General features: G+C 42.0%; 13 protein-coding genes. 6 read left to right on the forward strand and 7 right to left on the reverse strand.

All coding sequences use genetic code 11. The annotated features are described in order from the left end of the window. Positions 1-28: 28 nt before the first annotated feature. A complete protein-coding gene (locus NST65_RS18300) occupies positions 29-1,366 on the forward strand; it encodes an amino acid permease (RefSeq protein WP_041118308.1) in 1,338 nt (445 codons plus the stop codon). Between the two features lie 31 nt (positions 1,367-1,397). Here the strand turns inward: NST65_RS18300 and NST65_RS18305 are convergent, their stop codons facing one another. The 6 genes from NST65_RS18305 to NST65_RS18330 all read right to left on the reverse strand — a co-directional run bounded on the left by NST65_RS18305 (position 1,398) and on the right by NST65_RS18330 (position 7,487). Then, positions 1,398-2,381 carry a hypothetical protein gene (locus NST65_RS18305; RefSeq protein WP_342489209.1) on the reverse strand — a complete coding sequence of 328 codons (984 nt, stop codon included), beginning with the start codon at positions 2,379-2,381 and terminating at the stop codon, positions 1,398-1,400. Positions 2,382-2,596: 215 nt separating this feature from the next. Then, positions 2,597-3,925, reverse strand: coding sequence for a GntP family permease (locus tag NST65_RS18310; RefSeq protein WP_034281397.1), 1,329 nt, complete (start codon positions 3,923-3,925; stop codon positions 2,597-2,599). A gap of 24 nt (positions 3,926-3,949) precedes the next feature. Next, entirely contained in the window at positions 3,950-5,494 is a 1,545-nt protein-coding gene (gntK, locus tag NST65_RS18315; RefSeq protein WP_342489210.1) for a gluconokinase, read from the reverse strand. 185 nt (positions 5,495-5,679) lie between these two features. Next, positions 5,680-6,537 carry a MurR/RpiR family transcriptional regulator gene (locus NST65_RS18320; protein ID WP_342489211.1) on the reverse strand — a complete coding sequence of 286 codons (858 nt, stop codon included), beginning with the start codon at positions 6,535-6,537 and terminating at the stop codon, positions 5,680-5,682. 164 nt (positions 6,538-6,701) lie between these two features. Further along, positions 6,702-7,040, reverse strand: a complete 339-nt coding sequence (locus NST65_RS18325; protein WP_051627327.1) for a DUF3969 family protein — start codon at positions 7,038-7,040, stop codon at positions 6,702-6,704. 3 nt (positions 7,041-7,043) lie between these two features. After that, positions 7,044-7,487 (reverse strand): hypothetical protein, encoded by a 444-nt coding sequence (locus NST65_RS18330; protein ID WP_024427564.1) that lies wholly within the window; start codon positions 7,485-7,487, stop codon positions 7,044-7,046. Between the two features lie 398 nt (positions 7,488-7,885). Here NST65_RS18330 and NST65_RS18335 point away from each other — a divergent pair, with 398 nt between their 5' ends. After that, entirely contained in the window at positions 7,886-9,562 is a 1,677-nt protein-coding gene (locus tag NST65_RS18335) for a hypothetical protein (protein ID WP_340891044.1), read from the forward strand. 18 nt (positions 9,563-9,580) lie between these two features. On the opposite strand, the gene NST65_RS18340 is transcribed toward NST65_RS18335, so the two are convergent. Continuing rightward, on the reverse strand, positions 9,581-10,477 hold the full coding sequence (locus tag NST65_RS18340; RefSeq protein WP_046312694.1) for a LysR family transcriptional regulator: 897 nt from the start codon (positions 10,475-10,477) through the stop codon (positions 9,581-9,583). A 172-nt stretch (positions 10,478-10,649) separates the two neighbouring features. On the opposite strand from NST65_RS18340, the gene NST65_RS18345 reads away from it, so the two are divergent. The 4 genes from NST65_RS18345 to NST65_RS18360 all read left to right on the forward strand — a co-directional run bounded on the left by NST65_RS18345 (position 10,650) and on the right by NST65_RS18360 (position 15,312). Further along, on the forward strand, positions 10,650-11,645 hold the full coding sequence (locus NST65_RS18345) for a LacI family DNA-binding transcriptional regulator (RefSeq protein ID WP_044334886.1): 996 nt from the start codon (positions 10,650-10,652) through the stop codon (positions 11,643-11,645). A 172-nt stretch (positions 11,646-11,817) separates the two neighbouring features. Beyond that, positions 11,818-13,083: an extracellular solute-binding protein gene (locus tag NST65_RS18350; RefSeq protein ID WP_041118317.1), complete on the forward strand. Its 1,266-nt coding sequence runs from the start codon at positions 11,818-11,820 to the stop codon at positions 13,081-13,083. Positions 13,084-13,229: 146 nt separating this feature from the next. Next, complete coding sequence (locus NST65_RS18355) at positions 13,230-14,468, forward strand: sugar ABC transporter permease (protein WP_065214989.1); 1,239 nt, start codon at positions 13,230-13,232, stop codon at positions 14,466-14,468. Between the two features lies 1 nt (position 14,469). Continuing rightward, positions 14,470-15,312 (forward strand): sugar ABC transporter permease, encoded by an 843-nt coding sequence (locus tag NST65_RS18360; protein WP_024423962.1) that lies wholly within the window; start codon positions 14,470-14,472, stop codon positions 15,310-15,312. Positions 15,313-15,317: the final 5 nt, after the last annotated feature.

A 15,317-nucleotide genomic window follows, 5' to 3' on the forward strand; every position in this document is an offset into this window, starting at 1 on the left:
ATAAGCATTTTTAAAAAAGGAGAACGTCATGAGCGCGAATCAGGAGCAACAAGAATTAAAAAAGCTTTTATCACCGCGTCACATTCGCATGATTGCGATGGGCGGGGTCATTGGTACAGGAATTTTTAAAGGAAGTGCCGATACAATTGGTTTAGCAGGCCCTGGGGTCATTTTTTCCTATGTATTTGCTGGATTGCTGCTCCTCATTGTGATGGCAGCATTAGCCGAAATGGCCATTGTGTATCCGGGAAATAATCTTCGCGACCTTATACAAATTGCGCTTGGTCAACGTTTTTCATTTGTCGTCGGCTGGGTTTACTGTTTTATGTGGCTCACTGTATGTGTCATTGAGATTATTGCAGCTGGCAGTCTGCTTCAATACTGGCTGCCGAACGTGCCGCTATGGTCACTATGTTTACTTTGTTCACTCTTAGTCATCGGAATTAACTTAAATAATGTAAAATACTTTGGTGAAATTGAGTTTTGGTTCGCTGGAATGAAGATTTTCGTTATTATTGTCTTTATTATTCTTGGTGCAGCATTATTATTTGGGATCATTCCAAACGAACAAAGCACACCAGCCTTTACCAACTATCAAAACTTCGTCCCGAACGGATGGGGTGCGATCTTTGCATCACTTTTAGTGGTTATTTTCTCTTATGGAGGCTCTGAATTGATCGGGCTGACCATTACTGAAACAAAGGATGCGGAGAAGGTCCTGCCTGGAGTAGTCAAAAGTATGATGTGGCGGATTATCTTATTTTACACATTGCCGATTTTGATCATCTGCGGCCTTATTCCTTGGAATCAAATTGACCCAAATAACAGTCCTTTTGTCCAAGTCTTTTCTGCTGCTGGTATGCAAGGCGCCTCTCACTTCATTAATTTCGTCTTGATTACAGCCGTTCTATCTGCGGCTAATTCCGGAATTTATGGAACGACGAGAATGATTCATTCACTGGCTAAATCAGACGGCGGTCCGAAAAAACTGGCACGGGTCAACAAAAGAGGCGTACCCATTTTAAGTTTATGGGTTACCGTTCTATTTCTTCTTATCGGAACATTTTTTGCTTACTTATATCCGGACCAAATTTTCAGCTATATGCTGGCTATTCCTGGTTTTGCTGTTTCACTCATTTGGATCAGCATTTGTCTGGCACATCTGAAACTGCGTCCAAAATATCCACAGGAGCCGTATTTCAAGGTGTGGCTGTTTCCGTATCTAACTTTATTTGCAGGTCTTGTACTCAGTTTGAGCTTTGTTTTGTTCCTATTCAGACAAGAAAACCTGCCTAGCTCCATTATCAGCATTGGTTTCTTAGTCGCTGCCATCATCGCTTCATTCTTAATGAAAAAGAAGGCTTAAACGCCAAAACCCGCCGAATTGGCGGGTTTTTTTATGAGCTGCTATCTTCTGTTACCTCAAAATCAATTGACGCTTTTGGAATGCCGTTGATAATAATCGTTAAAGTATGGGTTCCCTCATAGTGCTTTCTCGTCGTCATATTTTGAAAGGACTGAGACCTGATAAATTCTCTATGTAACGCTGAACTTGTTTCAAACTCTGTGATTTTAAATACCTTTTGATTGCGGGTACCCCGAGCTTTGACATAGTCTATGGCATACTCTACACGCAGCTTTAGTGGCTTAGCGGCCTGAAGTGTAAATTGAAAGGTCATTTTCTCTCCAATACGAATAGGGTCTTGCACTACTTTCAAATCTGTTACTTGAACAGATGGATCATCCCCATAACCAAACAAAGCCATGATATCTGGATCGCCTTTTTTTAGTAAAGTACGGGATGCATGTTTGATGATCCAGTTCGTATGTTCATTCGTTCCATACCAGCTTTTAGCCGTCTTCTTCATCAAATCAGGCTGAATTGCAGAAATATCATTTAGGTGGTTCGCTACACTTTTTTGCACATAGCGCGCTGGGTCCGACTTCAAGTTTTCTAGAATAGGCAGCGTAACCGAAGGATTCTTTTTAAGCGCAGGAACAGTTAATCCCCATGGCAAACGTGGTCTGCATCCTTCACTAGCCAGCCGCCGAATATGCTCATTTTGATTCTGTGACCATACAAGCATTTGCACCAGCATTTTGTCTTGATCCTGAATCAGAAAAGGCCGAACGGCAAATTCAGAAGTGGAAAAAGGCGTAAAGAATTCGAGCGCCTTGATCGAGATATCCCAATGTGCTAGGCCATATGTTTCGACGTAGTCTGGAAATACAAGCGCACTAAGTCCTGAAAAATGCGGGGCTGTCTGACGCAGCACTTCAATGGCCTTCTCATAATCCTTAGGCAGACAGGCATGCATCGATTCAGTGACTCTTCTCATTCTGCCTTTTAACTCAAGCTGCTGCCAATCCTTTTGAAACACAAGCCGCTGGAATTCTTCAGCATCAAACCCAGTCGACGCTTGTGCAAGTTTCTCCGCTAATTCTTCAATAAATAATTCATGATAAACGTGTTTTAATGGTTCGATCGTGTCCGCCTCCCGCTTCTCAATATCTTTATTTTACCCCAATCTGACAAAGGTGGTATTGCCAAAAGCAAAAACAGCCCAATTCCGCAGAATCAGGCTGTTGTGTTTCGCTATATAAACATATTAATGATCATAATAAATGCAATGGCACTAACGGAAATGATCGTCTCCATAGCCGTCCATGTCAAAAACGTTTCTTTAATGGTCATACCAAAATACTCTTTGATCAGCCAAAAACCAGAGTCATTGACGTGAGACAAAATCAACGAACCCGCCCCTGTTGCTAACACTAGAAGCTCTCTGCTCACATCCGGCATAGTTGCAGCAATCGGTGCGACAATACCTGCTGCCGTCATCATGGAGACCGTAGCAGAACCTGTTGCCACACGAATAACCGCAGCAATCAGCCAGCTAAGCAAAATTGGCGAGATTGGCGAATGCTTGGCTAAATCCGCAATATATTCACCAACACCCGAATCGATGAGCACATTATTGAAAGCCCCGCCTGCTCCAATGACAAGCAAAATGGAAGCAATCGGTCCTAAACACTCATTACTAAAGGAAAGCACCCGGTCACGGCTCATTCCTTGCACAAAGCCAAGACTGAAGAAAGAATACACCGTTGCAATCAGTAGCGCTGTAATTGGATCTCCAATGTACTTAAATACCTGATACCAAATATTGTCCTCTGGTAAAATAATATCCGCCAGTGTGGCAAGAAGCATTAAAATCACTGGCACCAAAATCGTAAACATCGTATTTGCAAAGCCGGGAAGTTTTCGATCTTCATTGCGTTCAGTAAATTGCTTTCTCAGCAGCTCTGGAACTGGTTTATGAATCCGCTTTCCAATCCACTTTCCATACAGCGGCCCAGCAATAATAGCTGTCGGCAAACCGACAATAATGGAAAAGAAGATGGTTTTCCCCACGTTGGCATGATAGATGCCGACAGCTGCCATGGCAGCTGGATGAGGCGGCACAAGACCATGAACGACAGACAATCCAGCAATGAGCGAAATCCCAATTGTCACGAGCGAGATGCCCGTTTCAATCGCAATCGTAAACAATAAAGGAATGAGAAGAACGAATCCGACCTGGAAAAAGACAGGTATTCCCACAATAAAGGCAACAAACATCATCGCCCAATGCACATTTTTCGTCCCAAACCGGCCGATTAATGTGTGAGCAATCCGCTCAGCTCCACCTGATTCAGCCATCATTTTCCCAAGCATGGTTCCAAGCGCTAGAACTATGGCCAGCAATGATAACGTATTGCCTAACCCCGTTTTGATGGATTGAATGATTTCCTGCAGGTCCATCCCTGTGGCAAAGCCGACTAACATAGAGGTAATAATTAAACTCACAAACGGATTCAACTTAGCAACTGTTATGAGGATGAGTAAAAGGACAATTGCGGCAATCACGATGAATAAAAGCATGCTCTCCCACCTTTTCCCTGATGTTTAATGATTTTGTTTTAATTGAAGCGCACTAATGACATCAAATTCATCCTTGAGTTTGTCATAGAGACGCTCATATAAGTAAAACAGTTCTATGTATGTTTCATTGTTCTCCATATTGGGTTCATGACGGGCAGAGATTCGAATCCAATCTTGAACCTCTTCTATCTCTTCCATATAACCTAAACTATGAAGTGCGAGCACAGCCGCCCCAAGTGCTGATGCCTCGTAGCTTTCTGGAACAAGTACTTCCCTGCCCATCGTATCCGCTAAAATTTGCCGCCACAGCGGAGATCGCGCAAATCCGCCCGACGCCCTGACATCCTTTGCTGAACCGGTTAAATCCCTTAAGGCCACACCGATTGAGAAAACACTCATAATGACGCCTTCTAACACAGCTCTGATAAAATGCTCCCGCTTATGCTGAAGACCAATCCCAAAGAAAGTGCCTCTCGCATTTGGATTCCAATAAGGTGCTCGCTCACCTGTTAAAAATGGCAGAAACAGCAGCCCCTCTGAGCCGGCTGGAACTTTTTTCGCAATGTCAATCATCAGGTCGTAAGGGTCCACTCCAAGGCGCTTTGCTACCTCTACCTCCGAGGATCCAAATTCATCCTTCAGCCATCTCAGCATGATCCCGCCATTATTCGTCGGTCCTCCAACCACCCAATGCTTATCAGTCAGCGCATAGCAGAACGTTCTTGATTGTTCATCTGTTATTGGTTTGTCCACGACCGTACGAACTGCACCGCTTGTCCCAATCGTGACAGCCACCTCACCTTTTCCAATCGCTCCCACACCTAAGTTCGCTAGAACCCCATCATTCGCACCAACAACAAATGGTGTATCTTCCGCAATGCCCATTCGCAGGGCGATCTCTGGCTGAAGCCCTCTCAGCTGATACGTCGTGGGAACAAGTTCAGACAATTGATCAGCCTCAATTCCAGCAATTCGCAGCGCCTGCTCATCCCATTGAAGCGTTTCCAAACGGAACAGTCCCGTTGCTGAAGCGATTGAATAATCGACGACATACTGACCGAAGAAATGATAAAGAATATATTCTTTGACGGAAATGAATTTCGCTGCCTTCTTGAAGACATCAGGTGCCATTTCCTTGATCCACCGTATTTTTGAAAGCGGTGACATTGGATGAATCGGCGTGCCGGTTCTTTTATACACTTGGAAGCCGTCCATGTCTGAAGTGATTCGCTTGGCTTGTTCTGCACTTCTGTTATCTGCCCAAATGATACTGTTCGTTAACGCCTTGCCATCCTTATCCATCACAATCAAGGAATGCATCGCTGTACTAATCCCGACGCCTATGAGATGTTTTGCATCAAATGCTGCTTTCGTCAACGCACCTCTTACACTTGCAATGACGGCTTCTAATATATGTTCAGGGTCCTGTTCAACCCATGCTGGCTGGGGCTGAATGAGATCATAAGGAACCGAATGCTTTGCTATCACTTTCCCCTGTGGTCCAAACAGAACCGCCTTTGTACTTGTTGTTCCAATATCCAAACCAATTACCGCCTGGTTTCCCTTCATCTGTATCACGCCCAATCATTGATTTGAAATCATATTTTATTGTTTTGATATAGCTGTTAAATCCCATTATAGGAATAATTTTTTCGACATTCAACGACTAAAAAGAAAATTATTTTCACTTAAAAGCTCAAAATCGTTACCACAACGGCATTTTTCACTAATAGAAAAATTTATTTTTGAAACCATTACACCCTTTTTTGTGAAATGGTTTCTCTCATTTGTTTTAAATTTGTTAAAGTTTCCTGCTGTCTTAAGTGAGCAAGTGCAAAGTATAGTACGTCAATGACAGTGAGCTGAGCAAGTCTTGCAGACATCGCTTCTGTTCGAAAAGCCGTTTCTTGCGTCGAAGTATACAACGTGACATCAGCAAGCTGGCTCAATGGGGAGCGCTGATAACTTGTAATACCGATGATTTTCGCTCCTTTTTCCTTTGCTGTTTTCATCGCATCGAGTAAATCTTTATTACGGCCGGAATGAGATATACCAATCACTGTACTGTGCTGGTCGAGAAGACCGGCAGACATCGCTTGAAAATGGGAATCGGTGTGAACAATACAGTTGATGCCTGTCCTCATAAATTTATGAAAAGCGTCTGTTGCAATAAGTCCGGACCCGCCACTCCCATAAAACTCTAAGCGCTTTGCTTCATGAATGATTTGAATGGCTTTTTCTACATCCTCTGGATTCAGTAATTGAAAGCTATCCTTTAATGCAGATATATTCGCCTGAAAAACCTTTTGCATAAAAACGGCCGTATCATCATCAAGACTCATTTCTTCATCTACATAATCAGGCTTTGTTTGATCTATTTCCTGGGCAATTGCAATCTTCAAATCTTGAAAGCCCTCAAATCCAAGCCTTTTACAAAGACGAAAAATCGTTGCCTCTGAGCTCGCTGTCTTTTTGGCAAGCTCGACAATAGACAAATGAATAATGTCGCCGGGTTCACTCGTAATATGTTCTGCAATTCCTTTCAGCTTTGGCGGCAATCCTCTGCTTGCTGCTCGTATTTTTTCAATACTACTTAAACTGACAGAAGCCAATTGACTTCACTCCTTCCTTATTCATGTGAGCGCATACATTTCCTCATGTTCCCATCTTATAAAAAAGAAGCCTGTTTGCACAGACTTCTTTATTTATGAATTCATCGTTTTGATCAATAGATGAAAACAGATTTACTCAAAATTTTATAATATACACTTTTAGCTCAATAATCTACCACATTATTTTTAACTTCATTTTCTGTATTTCTTTCCAGGAATTTTAAGCATTTTACCCTTATTTCTTCTAAACTATCACTTAATTCTTGTGGTATTAAACTTTCTACATCTTCAAGTTCTGTTCCCAAATGAAGTATATTTATCAGTTCTTCATTTATCCCTTTCTTCTTTAAAACATCGATTGTTCGTGGACTGAACATGAGCTTTTCCGCTTCTTCTATAGTGATTAAACCTTCTTTTAGCGATATGATTATACCAATGATATTTATAACAATAATCCTATCTAAATCTTCATGTGAAGAATATCTTAGTTCTATTTTATTCATAAATCATTTCACACTCCAACCTTTTTTAACTTTCACATCATACACCAAACCAGATTTACTTTGAAAATAATGTACAGAAACCTTTTTTCCGTCTTTATAGCCATCTTTATATACTTTTTTCCAAGTCCCTCCTTCAATCTGTTTTAACTCAGATAACAACTTCTTATTATTTACTGTAACTTTTTTAGTCCCATTTTGAACAGCTTTAAAACCAGCAGGATATTTAGGGGCATATTTTATTGATTTATACAAATGTTTACTTGCTTTCACCCCGTTTACAAAAATAGTTCGAATGACAAGACCCCATACAGCATCGGCTTCTTTATAACCAATTTGGACACTTTTGTCTCTTGAAGAAGCCTCTCGATTAATATTGAATGTTACAGACGGTGAAAATAACGATACAATTAAAGTAAAAATAATGAGAAAAGGGATACGTCTTTTCAATTTAAATTACCTCCTAATATTAACTATATAAAAAATAATATAACATAATAGGAATGTTATAACTATTTCATTCTGTAGAAAATTAAAATGAATCTTTATACTATTTAAAAGATATCTCTGTCTTTTAACATCTTATTTATTACAATATAAATTCATAAAGTAATGAATAAAAAGAATATACACTCCTCGGAGATAAAAATTAATGTTTACGTCCACAAAATATTCACTAAAATCTAATCATCTAGCGCAAGGACAATATCATTTAACCTACCGAAATATTAAAAGGCCCTTTTCAACTCATTTTTTCATAAAATCGAATTGGTATGATTCTTCTGAATCTTTTCCCCCTCACACTCGTATATACTAAAAGAGTGATTGATTTGAAAGGAGATCTGTTTGTGGGATATATTCTGTTATTTTCGGTTGTGATCGGTCTTGTCTTGACCCTTTTGCTCACACCGCTCAGGTTGATCGTTAGAAAGAAAGGGACAAAGCAGCAGGTGCCGCTCATGTGGATTGCTGGCCTTGCTTTGCTGTTCATGATCGGTATTTTTGTTTTCTATTACATCACCAATTTAGACCGTAACCCTTCATCTCTATGGCTGATTGGACTTGTTGTGACAGCAGCAGGCGCCTTTTTGTCGGTTGGATTGGAGCGTAAAATCAAAGGCGTGCTGTTTCTTATTCTATTGCTGCTCGGTGTTTACATGGCGACAGCTTTTCTATTCAATGCGAATGAGAAATTCGATGTCTCCAAAATGGAGCAAAAAGTAGAAATCAAAGCATTTGATGAAAAAGAAACACCTGCGAGTGTGCCGCCTCAATTTGCCCGGAACAAAATGAAGAAATCGTTCGGACAGGTGCCAAACACAAGCTACTATGAGCTTGGCAGCTTGCAAATTCAGAAGGTCAACGGTGAGTATGTATACATCGCTCCAGTGGAGTTCTCGGACTTCTTTAAATGGATTCGTGCAGGCAGCACGCCGGGTTACTTCACATTAAGTGCGACCGACTCCTCTGCTAATCCAAAGTTCGTGAAAACGGAGATGGTCTATACGCCTTCCTCCTATTTCAACAAAGAAATTGAGCGGCATATCCGTCTCCAGTACCCAGATTTGATTTTCTACGGCGGTACACAGCTGGAAATCAATGATGACGGCAAGCCTTATTACATTCAAACGTATGGCGATTTCATCTCTGCCCGAAACGGCTTTAAAGCTTCCGGTGTCGTCGTTGTTGATGCCAAAACGGGTGCAACGAAGAAATATGCTCTAGATCAAGTACCTGCCTTTATCGACGGTGCTGTTTCACCAGAGGCGGTCAGTCTGCAAAACAGCTATTTCGGAAACTATATTCACGGATTCTGGAACAGTATGTTTGGAAAGTCAGATGTAAAGCTGCCTTCAGATGAAGGAACGGAAGCCAATGTGAGCCCTGTATTTGATTCAAAAGGAGATATGTATTACTTCACAGATTTCACAAGTCCGAAAGAGGGCGTTGATTCCATGCTCGGATATGCCCTGACCAATGCCCGAACAGGAAAAGCGACTTATTATACCGGAAATCTTGAAGAATCCTACATGGATTCTCAGGGCGCTCTGCAAATTATTGAGAAACGATTCATCGAGAAGAAATGGAAAGGGCGCATGCCGATTCTCTATAATTTCTATGGAGAAGCCAGCTGGCTCACACCGGTTCTCGATTCAAATGGATTCCTGCAAAATTACTTTATCGTTTCTGCAGCCAATCCAGAAATCGCTGCGTATGCTTCTACACCAAACGAAGCACTGAGAGCCTATAAGACAGCTCTTCAAAAAGGCGGCGGTACCGTTAACAGTTCCTCTAAGCAGGAAAAGAAAGAAGCGGAAGGGAAGGTCAAACGAGTCTACAAAGAAAAGACCGGTGATTATACAACCGTCACCTTCCTGCTAGACGATGGAAAAAGCTACACTATGTCATCTGAAAAGGAACCTCTCGTCATTTATTTAAAAGAGGGCGATCAGGTCACCATGAAATATACAGATACAGGTGAGATCTTCCTTCCAGTCGATGAAATCACAATTAAAGGGTTATAAAAAAAGAAGCTTCTCCTATTACGGAGAAGCTTCTTCTTTCTCTTTCCTTAACAATTCAACGAGCAATTCCTTATTTTTATTTCCCCCGGTCATCGGTGACTCGACATAGGAGAATTTCCGTTTAAAATCCATTCCCCTCACAGAAATAACAGCCAATTCACCGCCAATGCTGCCTCGCTGGAGGACATATTTAGATAAAACAGAAAGACCCATTCCATGGATCACAGCTTCTTTAATCGCTTGATTGCTGCTAAAGGTCACAAAGGTTCGCGCTTTCAGTCCATTTGATTTCAGGACATGCTGTAAATATTCTCCTGTCCCTGATCCCTCTTCTCTCGTAATCCATGTTTCGTTTTGTAATTGATCAATGGTGACATCTTTTTTCTTGGCAAAAGGATGATCTAATGGCGCCACAATATAAAGTTCGTCCTCTAGAAAAGTTTCTACAGAAAGCTCCTTGTCATTGGTCTGTCCCTCGATCAAACCGATGTCGACATGGAATAAACGGACATGTCTGGCGATCGCCTCTGTATTATCAATGACCACCTCAATATCAACATGCGGATAGAGCTGATGAAACTCTGCCAATATTTGCGGCAGCACATACTCACCAATTGTGAAGCTCGCCCCGATGGTCAGCTTTCCTCTTGCCAAATGATGATGCTCATAAATGTCCTGCTTCGCCTGTTCATAGAGACGAATGATTTGTTTTGATCGATGGTACAGCATATCCCCAGTTGGTGTAACGGTTAATTGCTTTGGTGAACGATTCAGCAGAACGGTCTGGAATTCCTGCTCCAAGTTCTTAATATGAAGACTGACACTCGGCTGAGAAATTCGCAGCTTTTGGGCTGCTTTTGTAAAGTTCTTCTCCTCCACCACTGTCACAAATGTCTTCAGTGCATCGTAATACATCGGTCCCTCTCCTATCAGAAATCTTAATCCAACACCTTACCTATATATATCTTACTAATTCCTCTCCAGCACGTAAAGAACCGCCTAAACGAAAACAATTTAATAAAAATATTTACTAATTTTTTTAAAGACTCTATACTAAGAGGAGATATTTTCTATAGGAGGTGCTGATTTGGCAGCTAAAATAAAGGACATTGCAGAAAAAGCAGGCTTATCCATTGCAACGGTGTCTCGCGTACTGAACCAAGATCCCAACCTATCCGTCACCGATCAAACACGCGAAAAAGTATATGCCGCCGCAGAAGCTTTGTCCTACCAAAAGAAGACATTCAAACATTCATTAAAAAAAATCGCCTTTCTCTATTGGATGACCGAAAAGGAAGAGCTTGAAGATATTTATTTTAAATCCATTCGACTCGGCATTGAGGAACTCACCAATACTCGGAGCTTAAATGTCACCGCTTACAATCCGTCTGATGGGCTTCATTCCATTGATTCTGCTACAGAAGGAATCATCGCCATCGGCCGCTTTAAAACGTCAGAGCTTGACCAATTATATGCGATCACTCCGCATATTGTCTTTATTGATACAACGCCAGATGAAGACCGTTTTGATTCTGTAAAGCCGAACCTGAAACGAATTGTTGAAAAGATCATCGATTCCTTTATCGAAAAAGAGCACCAATCCATTGGATTCATTGGCGGTACAGACCTTGATCTCAATACGAACGTGCACATTCCAGATATTCGTGAAACGACTTTCCGTGAATACATGCTGGCCCGCCATATGCTTGATGAGCGATTGGTCTATATCGGCCACCATTTCTCAGTAGATGAAGGCTATTCGCTGATGATGAAGGCGATCGACGAGCTTGGTGATGATCTGCCCACCGCTTTTTGTGTCGCTAGTGACCCTCTTGCCATCGGCTGCTTACAAGCATTAAATGAGCGCGGATTTTCTCTGCCGAATCGCGTCAGCGTCTTTAGTATCAACGATATTCATGTGTCTCAATATGTGTCGCCGCCGCTCACCACGTATCACATCCATACGTCATTACTTTGTGAGACAGCGATCGATTTACTTTTAGAAAGACTTGTGGATGGCAGAACATTGCCTAAGACTGTTCTGATTGCCTCAGAGCCTGTCTTTCGGAAAAGCACCATATAAACAAACTGGAAGTCCTGCCAAAGTGGAGGGCTTCTTTTCTCTCTATACGAGTAAAAAATTTTACTTAATAAATTTAATAAAATATGTTTACTTTTTTTACTTAAGTTGATATTCTCACATTAAGAAAGCGTTTTCTTACCATCTGTGAAAAAAGAACGAGAGGGGATTACCAATGAAAAAGGGAAAATGGGCGACATTATCAGCAGTCGTTGGTACTGCTGTGCTTCTGCTTTCAGCATGCGGGCCAGGAGATGACAATTCAAGCGGGACACAGCCAGCATCTACAGGTACAAAGACCTTGCTAGTATGGGAGGATGTCAAAAAGTCTGATGGGATTCAAGACGCTGTGAAAGAATTTGAAAAACAAAACGATGTGAAAATCAAAGTGGTCGAAAAAGCGTATGCCGACCAAATCGAAGCTCTCCGCCTTGATGGAGCAGCCGGGACAGGCCCAGACGTTATCACGATGCCTCACGATCAAATTGGATCAGCCGTCACTGAGGGGCTGTTACAGGAAATCAAGCCTGATCAAAAAGTGATCAATTCCTTTACAGACGAATCCATTCAATCACAAACGGTAGACGGCAAGCTGTATGGCCTTCCGAAATCCGTCGAAACGACAGTGCTTTTCTATAACAAAGACCTTGTCAAAAAGGCACCAACTACACTTGATGGCTGGTATGACCTTTCGAAAAAGCTGACAAAAGACGGGAAATACGGTTTTGTAGCGAAATGGGATGAAATTTACTATGCACAAAGTGTGTTAGGCGGGTCAGGGGGCTATATTTTCAAGCAGAAAAGCGATGGCTCCTATGATGTCAATGATATTGGCCTGAACAACGATGGCGCCATCGAAGGCGGAGCATACATTCAAAAATTCTTTAGCGAAGGACTTTTCCCGAAAGGCATCATTGGTGAACAAGGAATCAATGTCCTCAACTCCTTATTCACAGAGAAAAAGGCAGCAGCTGTCATTTCTGGTCCATGGTCATTTGGTCCATATAAAGAAGCTGGAATTGACTATGGCGTAACAGAGCTGCCAACACTCCCTAACGGAAAGCATATGAGCTCATTCTTAGGTGTAAAGAGCTACAACGTCTCCTCTTATTCTAAAAATAAAGAACTTGCTGAGAAATTTGTTGAGTTTATCACGAATGAAAAAAATTCGAAGAAGCGATTCGAAGTGACAGAGGAAATTCCACCAGTGAAAAAGCTGATGAAAGATCCAATTATTACTGGAAACGCCAATGCGGATGCTGTTTCAAAACAAACGAAATATGCCACGCTGACACCGAATACCCCTGAAATGGCAGAGGTGTGGAAGCCGATTGACAGCGCATTAGGTCTCATTGCAACCGGCCGGACAGATGTGAAAAAGGCATTTGATGATGCCGTCAATCAAATCGACTCTCAAATTAAAGCAAACCATTCTAAATAATCATCAAACACGGGTAGCCTTTAAGTCTATCAAGCTGCCCGTATTTGAGCTAATTTCATATGAAGTAGGTGTTAGACGTGACGGGTAACCTTGAACTAGACCGCACACACATAGTGGAATCAAAGACACACCGGAGACGGGCGCTAATGTTCTCTCTTATACCCGGGATGGGGCAGATTTACAACAAGCAGTACGGCAAAGGGGCACTTTTTTTCCTGTTCGGTGTTTCTTTTTTCATCGTATTTTATGATTTATTCAATATTGGCTTCTGGGGGCTGTTCACACTTGGTACGATGCTGCCTCGTGACAACTCTGTTTTTCTTTTGGCAAAAGGGATTATTGCGCTGTTAACAGCTGGTTTTGGTATCGGCTTTTACGTACTCATGATGCGTGATGCTTTTATGAACGGAAAGAAACGTGATCAAGGGGTTCCGCTCCATTCCATCCGAGCTCAATATCATCAGCTGATCGACCAAGGCTTTCCTTACTTAATGAGCACTCCTGCTTTCTTTTTACTTCTTTTTTCTGTTGTCTTTCCTATTATGTTCAGCTTTGCGCTTGCCTTTACGAACTACGATTTATACCACTCGCCTCCTGCCAATCTGATCGATTGGGTAGGGATCAAGAACTTTCAAAATATCTTTTCAATTGATATTTGGAGAGACACCTTCATTGATGTACTTGGCTGGACCGTCGTATGGACGCTCGCTGCTTCGACCCTTCAATGTGCTGTCGGCATCTTTCTAGCGGTTCTGCTCAATCAGAAGGATTTAAAAGGAAAACGGTTTTTTAGAACCATTTTGATTCTCCCTTGGGCTGTTCCGGGTTTTGTGACCATTTTGGTGTTTGCCGGACTGTTCAACGATACATTTGGAGCCATTAACAACACACTTTTTGCATCGATTGGAATTGATCCAAAACCATGGCTGACAGATCCATTTTGGAGCAAAATTGCCCTCATTGCGATGCAGACTTGGCTTGGATTTCCTTTTGTTTTCATTATGACAACCGGTGTTCTGCAGGCGATTCCAGAGGATCTATACGAAGCTGCGACCATTGATGGGGCAAACTTCTTTCAGAAATTCCGGTCCATCACGTTACCGCTTGTCCTTTATTCCATTGCGCCTATATTAATCACGCAATATACGTTTAACTTTAACAACTTTAATATCATCTACTTATTTAATGGCGGAGGACCGCCTGTGGCTGGCTCAACTGCTGGGGGGACGGACATCTTGGTTTCTTGGATTTACAAACTCACGATGCAGTCTTCTCAATATGCACTCGCTGCCGCTGTCACGATCTTACTTTCAATCTTTGTCATCGCCATTGCACTCTGGCAGTTTAAGAGAACGAATTCATTCAAAGAGGAGGACATGATGTGATATGGGGTCAAAACAAAACAAGCTCATTCGCCTGAGCATCACATATTTTATCCTTTTCATAGCCTCCATTTGTATTCTATATCCACTGCTTTGGACGATCGGTGCTTCCTTTAACCCTGGGAACAGCCTCATGAGTACAAGCATGTTTCCGAAGAATCCAACGTTCAGCCACTTCACAGAACTCTTCTTCGGTCAGGGGGCACTTTATGCAAAATGGTATTGGAACTCAATGAAGATCAGCATTGCCACAATGGTTTTAACGCTGGTTCTTGTCAGTTTTACAGGCTATGCCTTTTCCAGATTCCGCTTCAAAGGACGAAAAAATGGGCTGATGCTCTTTTTGCTGCTGCAAATGATTCCTCAATTTTCAGCGCTGATTGCGATTTTTGTTCTCGCTCAAATGCTTGGACTCATTAACAGCCACCTTGCCCTGATTTTGATTTATGCAGGTGGACAAATTCCGATGAATACGTATTTAATGAAAGGCTATCTTGATGCGATTCCAAAGGATCTCGATGAATCAGCCAGAATGGATGGCGCAGGGCATTTCCGGATTTTCATCCAAATTATTATGCCGCTTGCCAAGCCGATTTTAGCCGTTGTTGCCATCAACTCATTTACAGGACCACTGGGTGATTTCATCATCTCCAGTGTCATTGTCCGCTCACCCGAAATGTATACGCTCCCAATCGGTCTGTACAATCTTGTGTCAGATAAAATGGGTGCCAGCTACACGACCTTTGCAGCCGGGGCTTTACTCATTGCGATTCCAGTTGCTTTATTGTTTCTTGTTTTACAAAAACAATTTGTATCCGGCCTTACACAAGGCGGCACAAAAGGATAAGGGGA

This window comes from Bacillus sp. FSL P4-0248 (genome assembly GCF_038593305.1).
GTDB lineage: Bacteria > Bacillota > Bacilli > Bacillales > Bacillaceae > Bacillus > Bacillus safensis.

Bases quoted from the DNA above. Each gene is read 5' to 3' on its own strand.
- NST65_RS18300 (WP_041118308.1), top strand. From the start codon at position 29: ATGAGCGCGAATCAGGAGCAACAAGAATTAAAAAAGCTTTTATCACCG.
- gntK (WP_342489210.1), bottom strand. From the start codon at position 5,494: ATGAAGGGAAACCAGGCGGTAATTGGTTTGGATATTGGAACAACAAGT.
- NST65_RS18310 (WP_034281397.1), bottom strand. From the start codon at position 3,925: ATGCTTTTATTCATCGTGATTGCCGCAATTGTCCTTTTACTCATCCTC.
- NST65_RS18325 (WP_051627327.1), bottom strand. From the start codon at position 7,040: ATGAATAAAATAGAACTAAGATATTCTTCACATGAAGATTTAGATAGG.
- NST65_RS18355 (WP_065214989.1), top strand. From the start codon at position 13,230: ATGTTCTCTCTTATACCCGGGATGGGGCAGATTTACAACAAGCAGTAC.
- NST65_RS18340 (WP_046312694.1), bottom strand. From the start codon at position 10,477: ATGTATTACGATGCACTGAAGACATTTGTGACAGTGGTGGAGGAGAAG.
- NST65_RS18350 (WP_041118317.1), top strand. From the start codon at position 11,818: ATGAAAAAGGGAAAATGGGCGACATTATCAGCAGTCGTTGGTACTGCT.
- NST65_RS18360 (WP_024423962.1), top strand. From the start codon at position 14,470: ATGGGGTCAAAACAAAACAAGCTCATTCGCCTGAGCATCACATATTTT.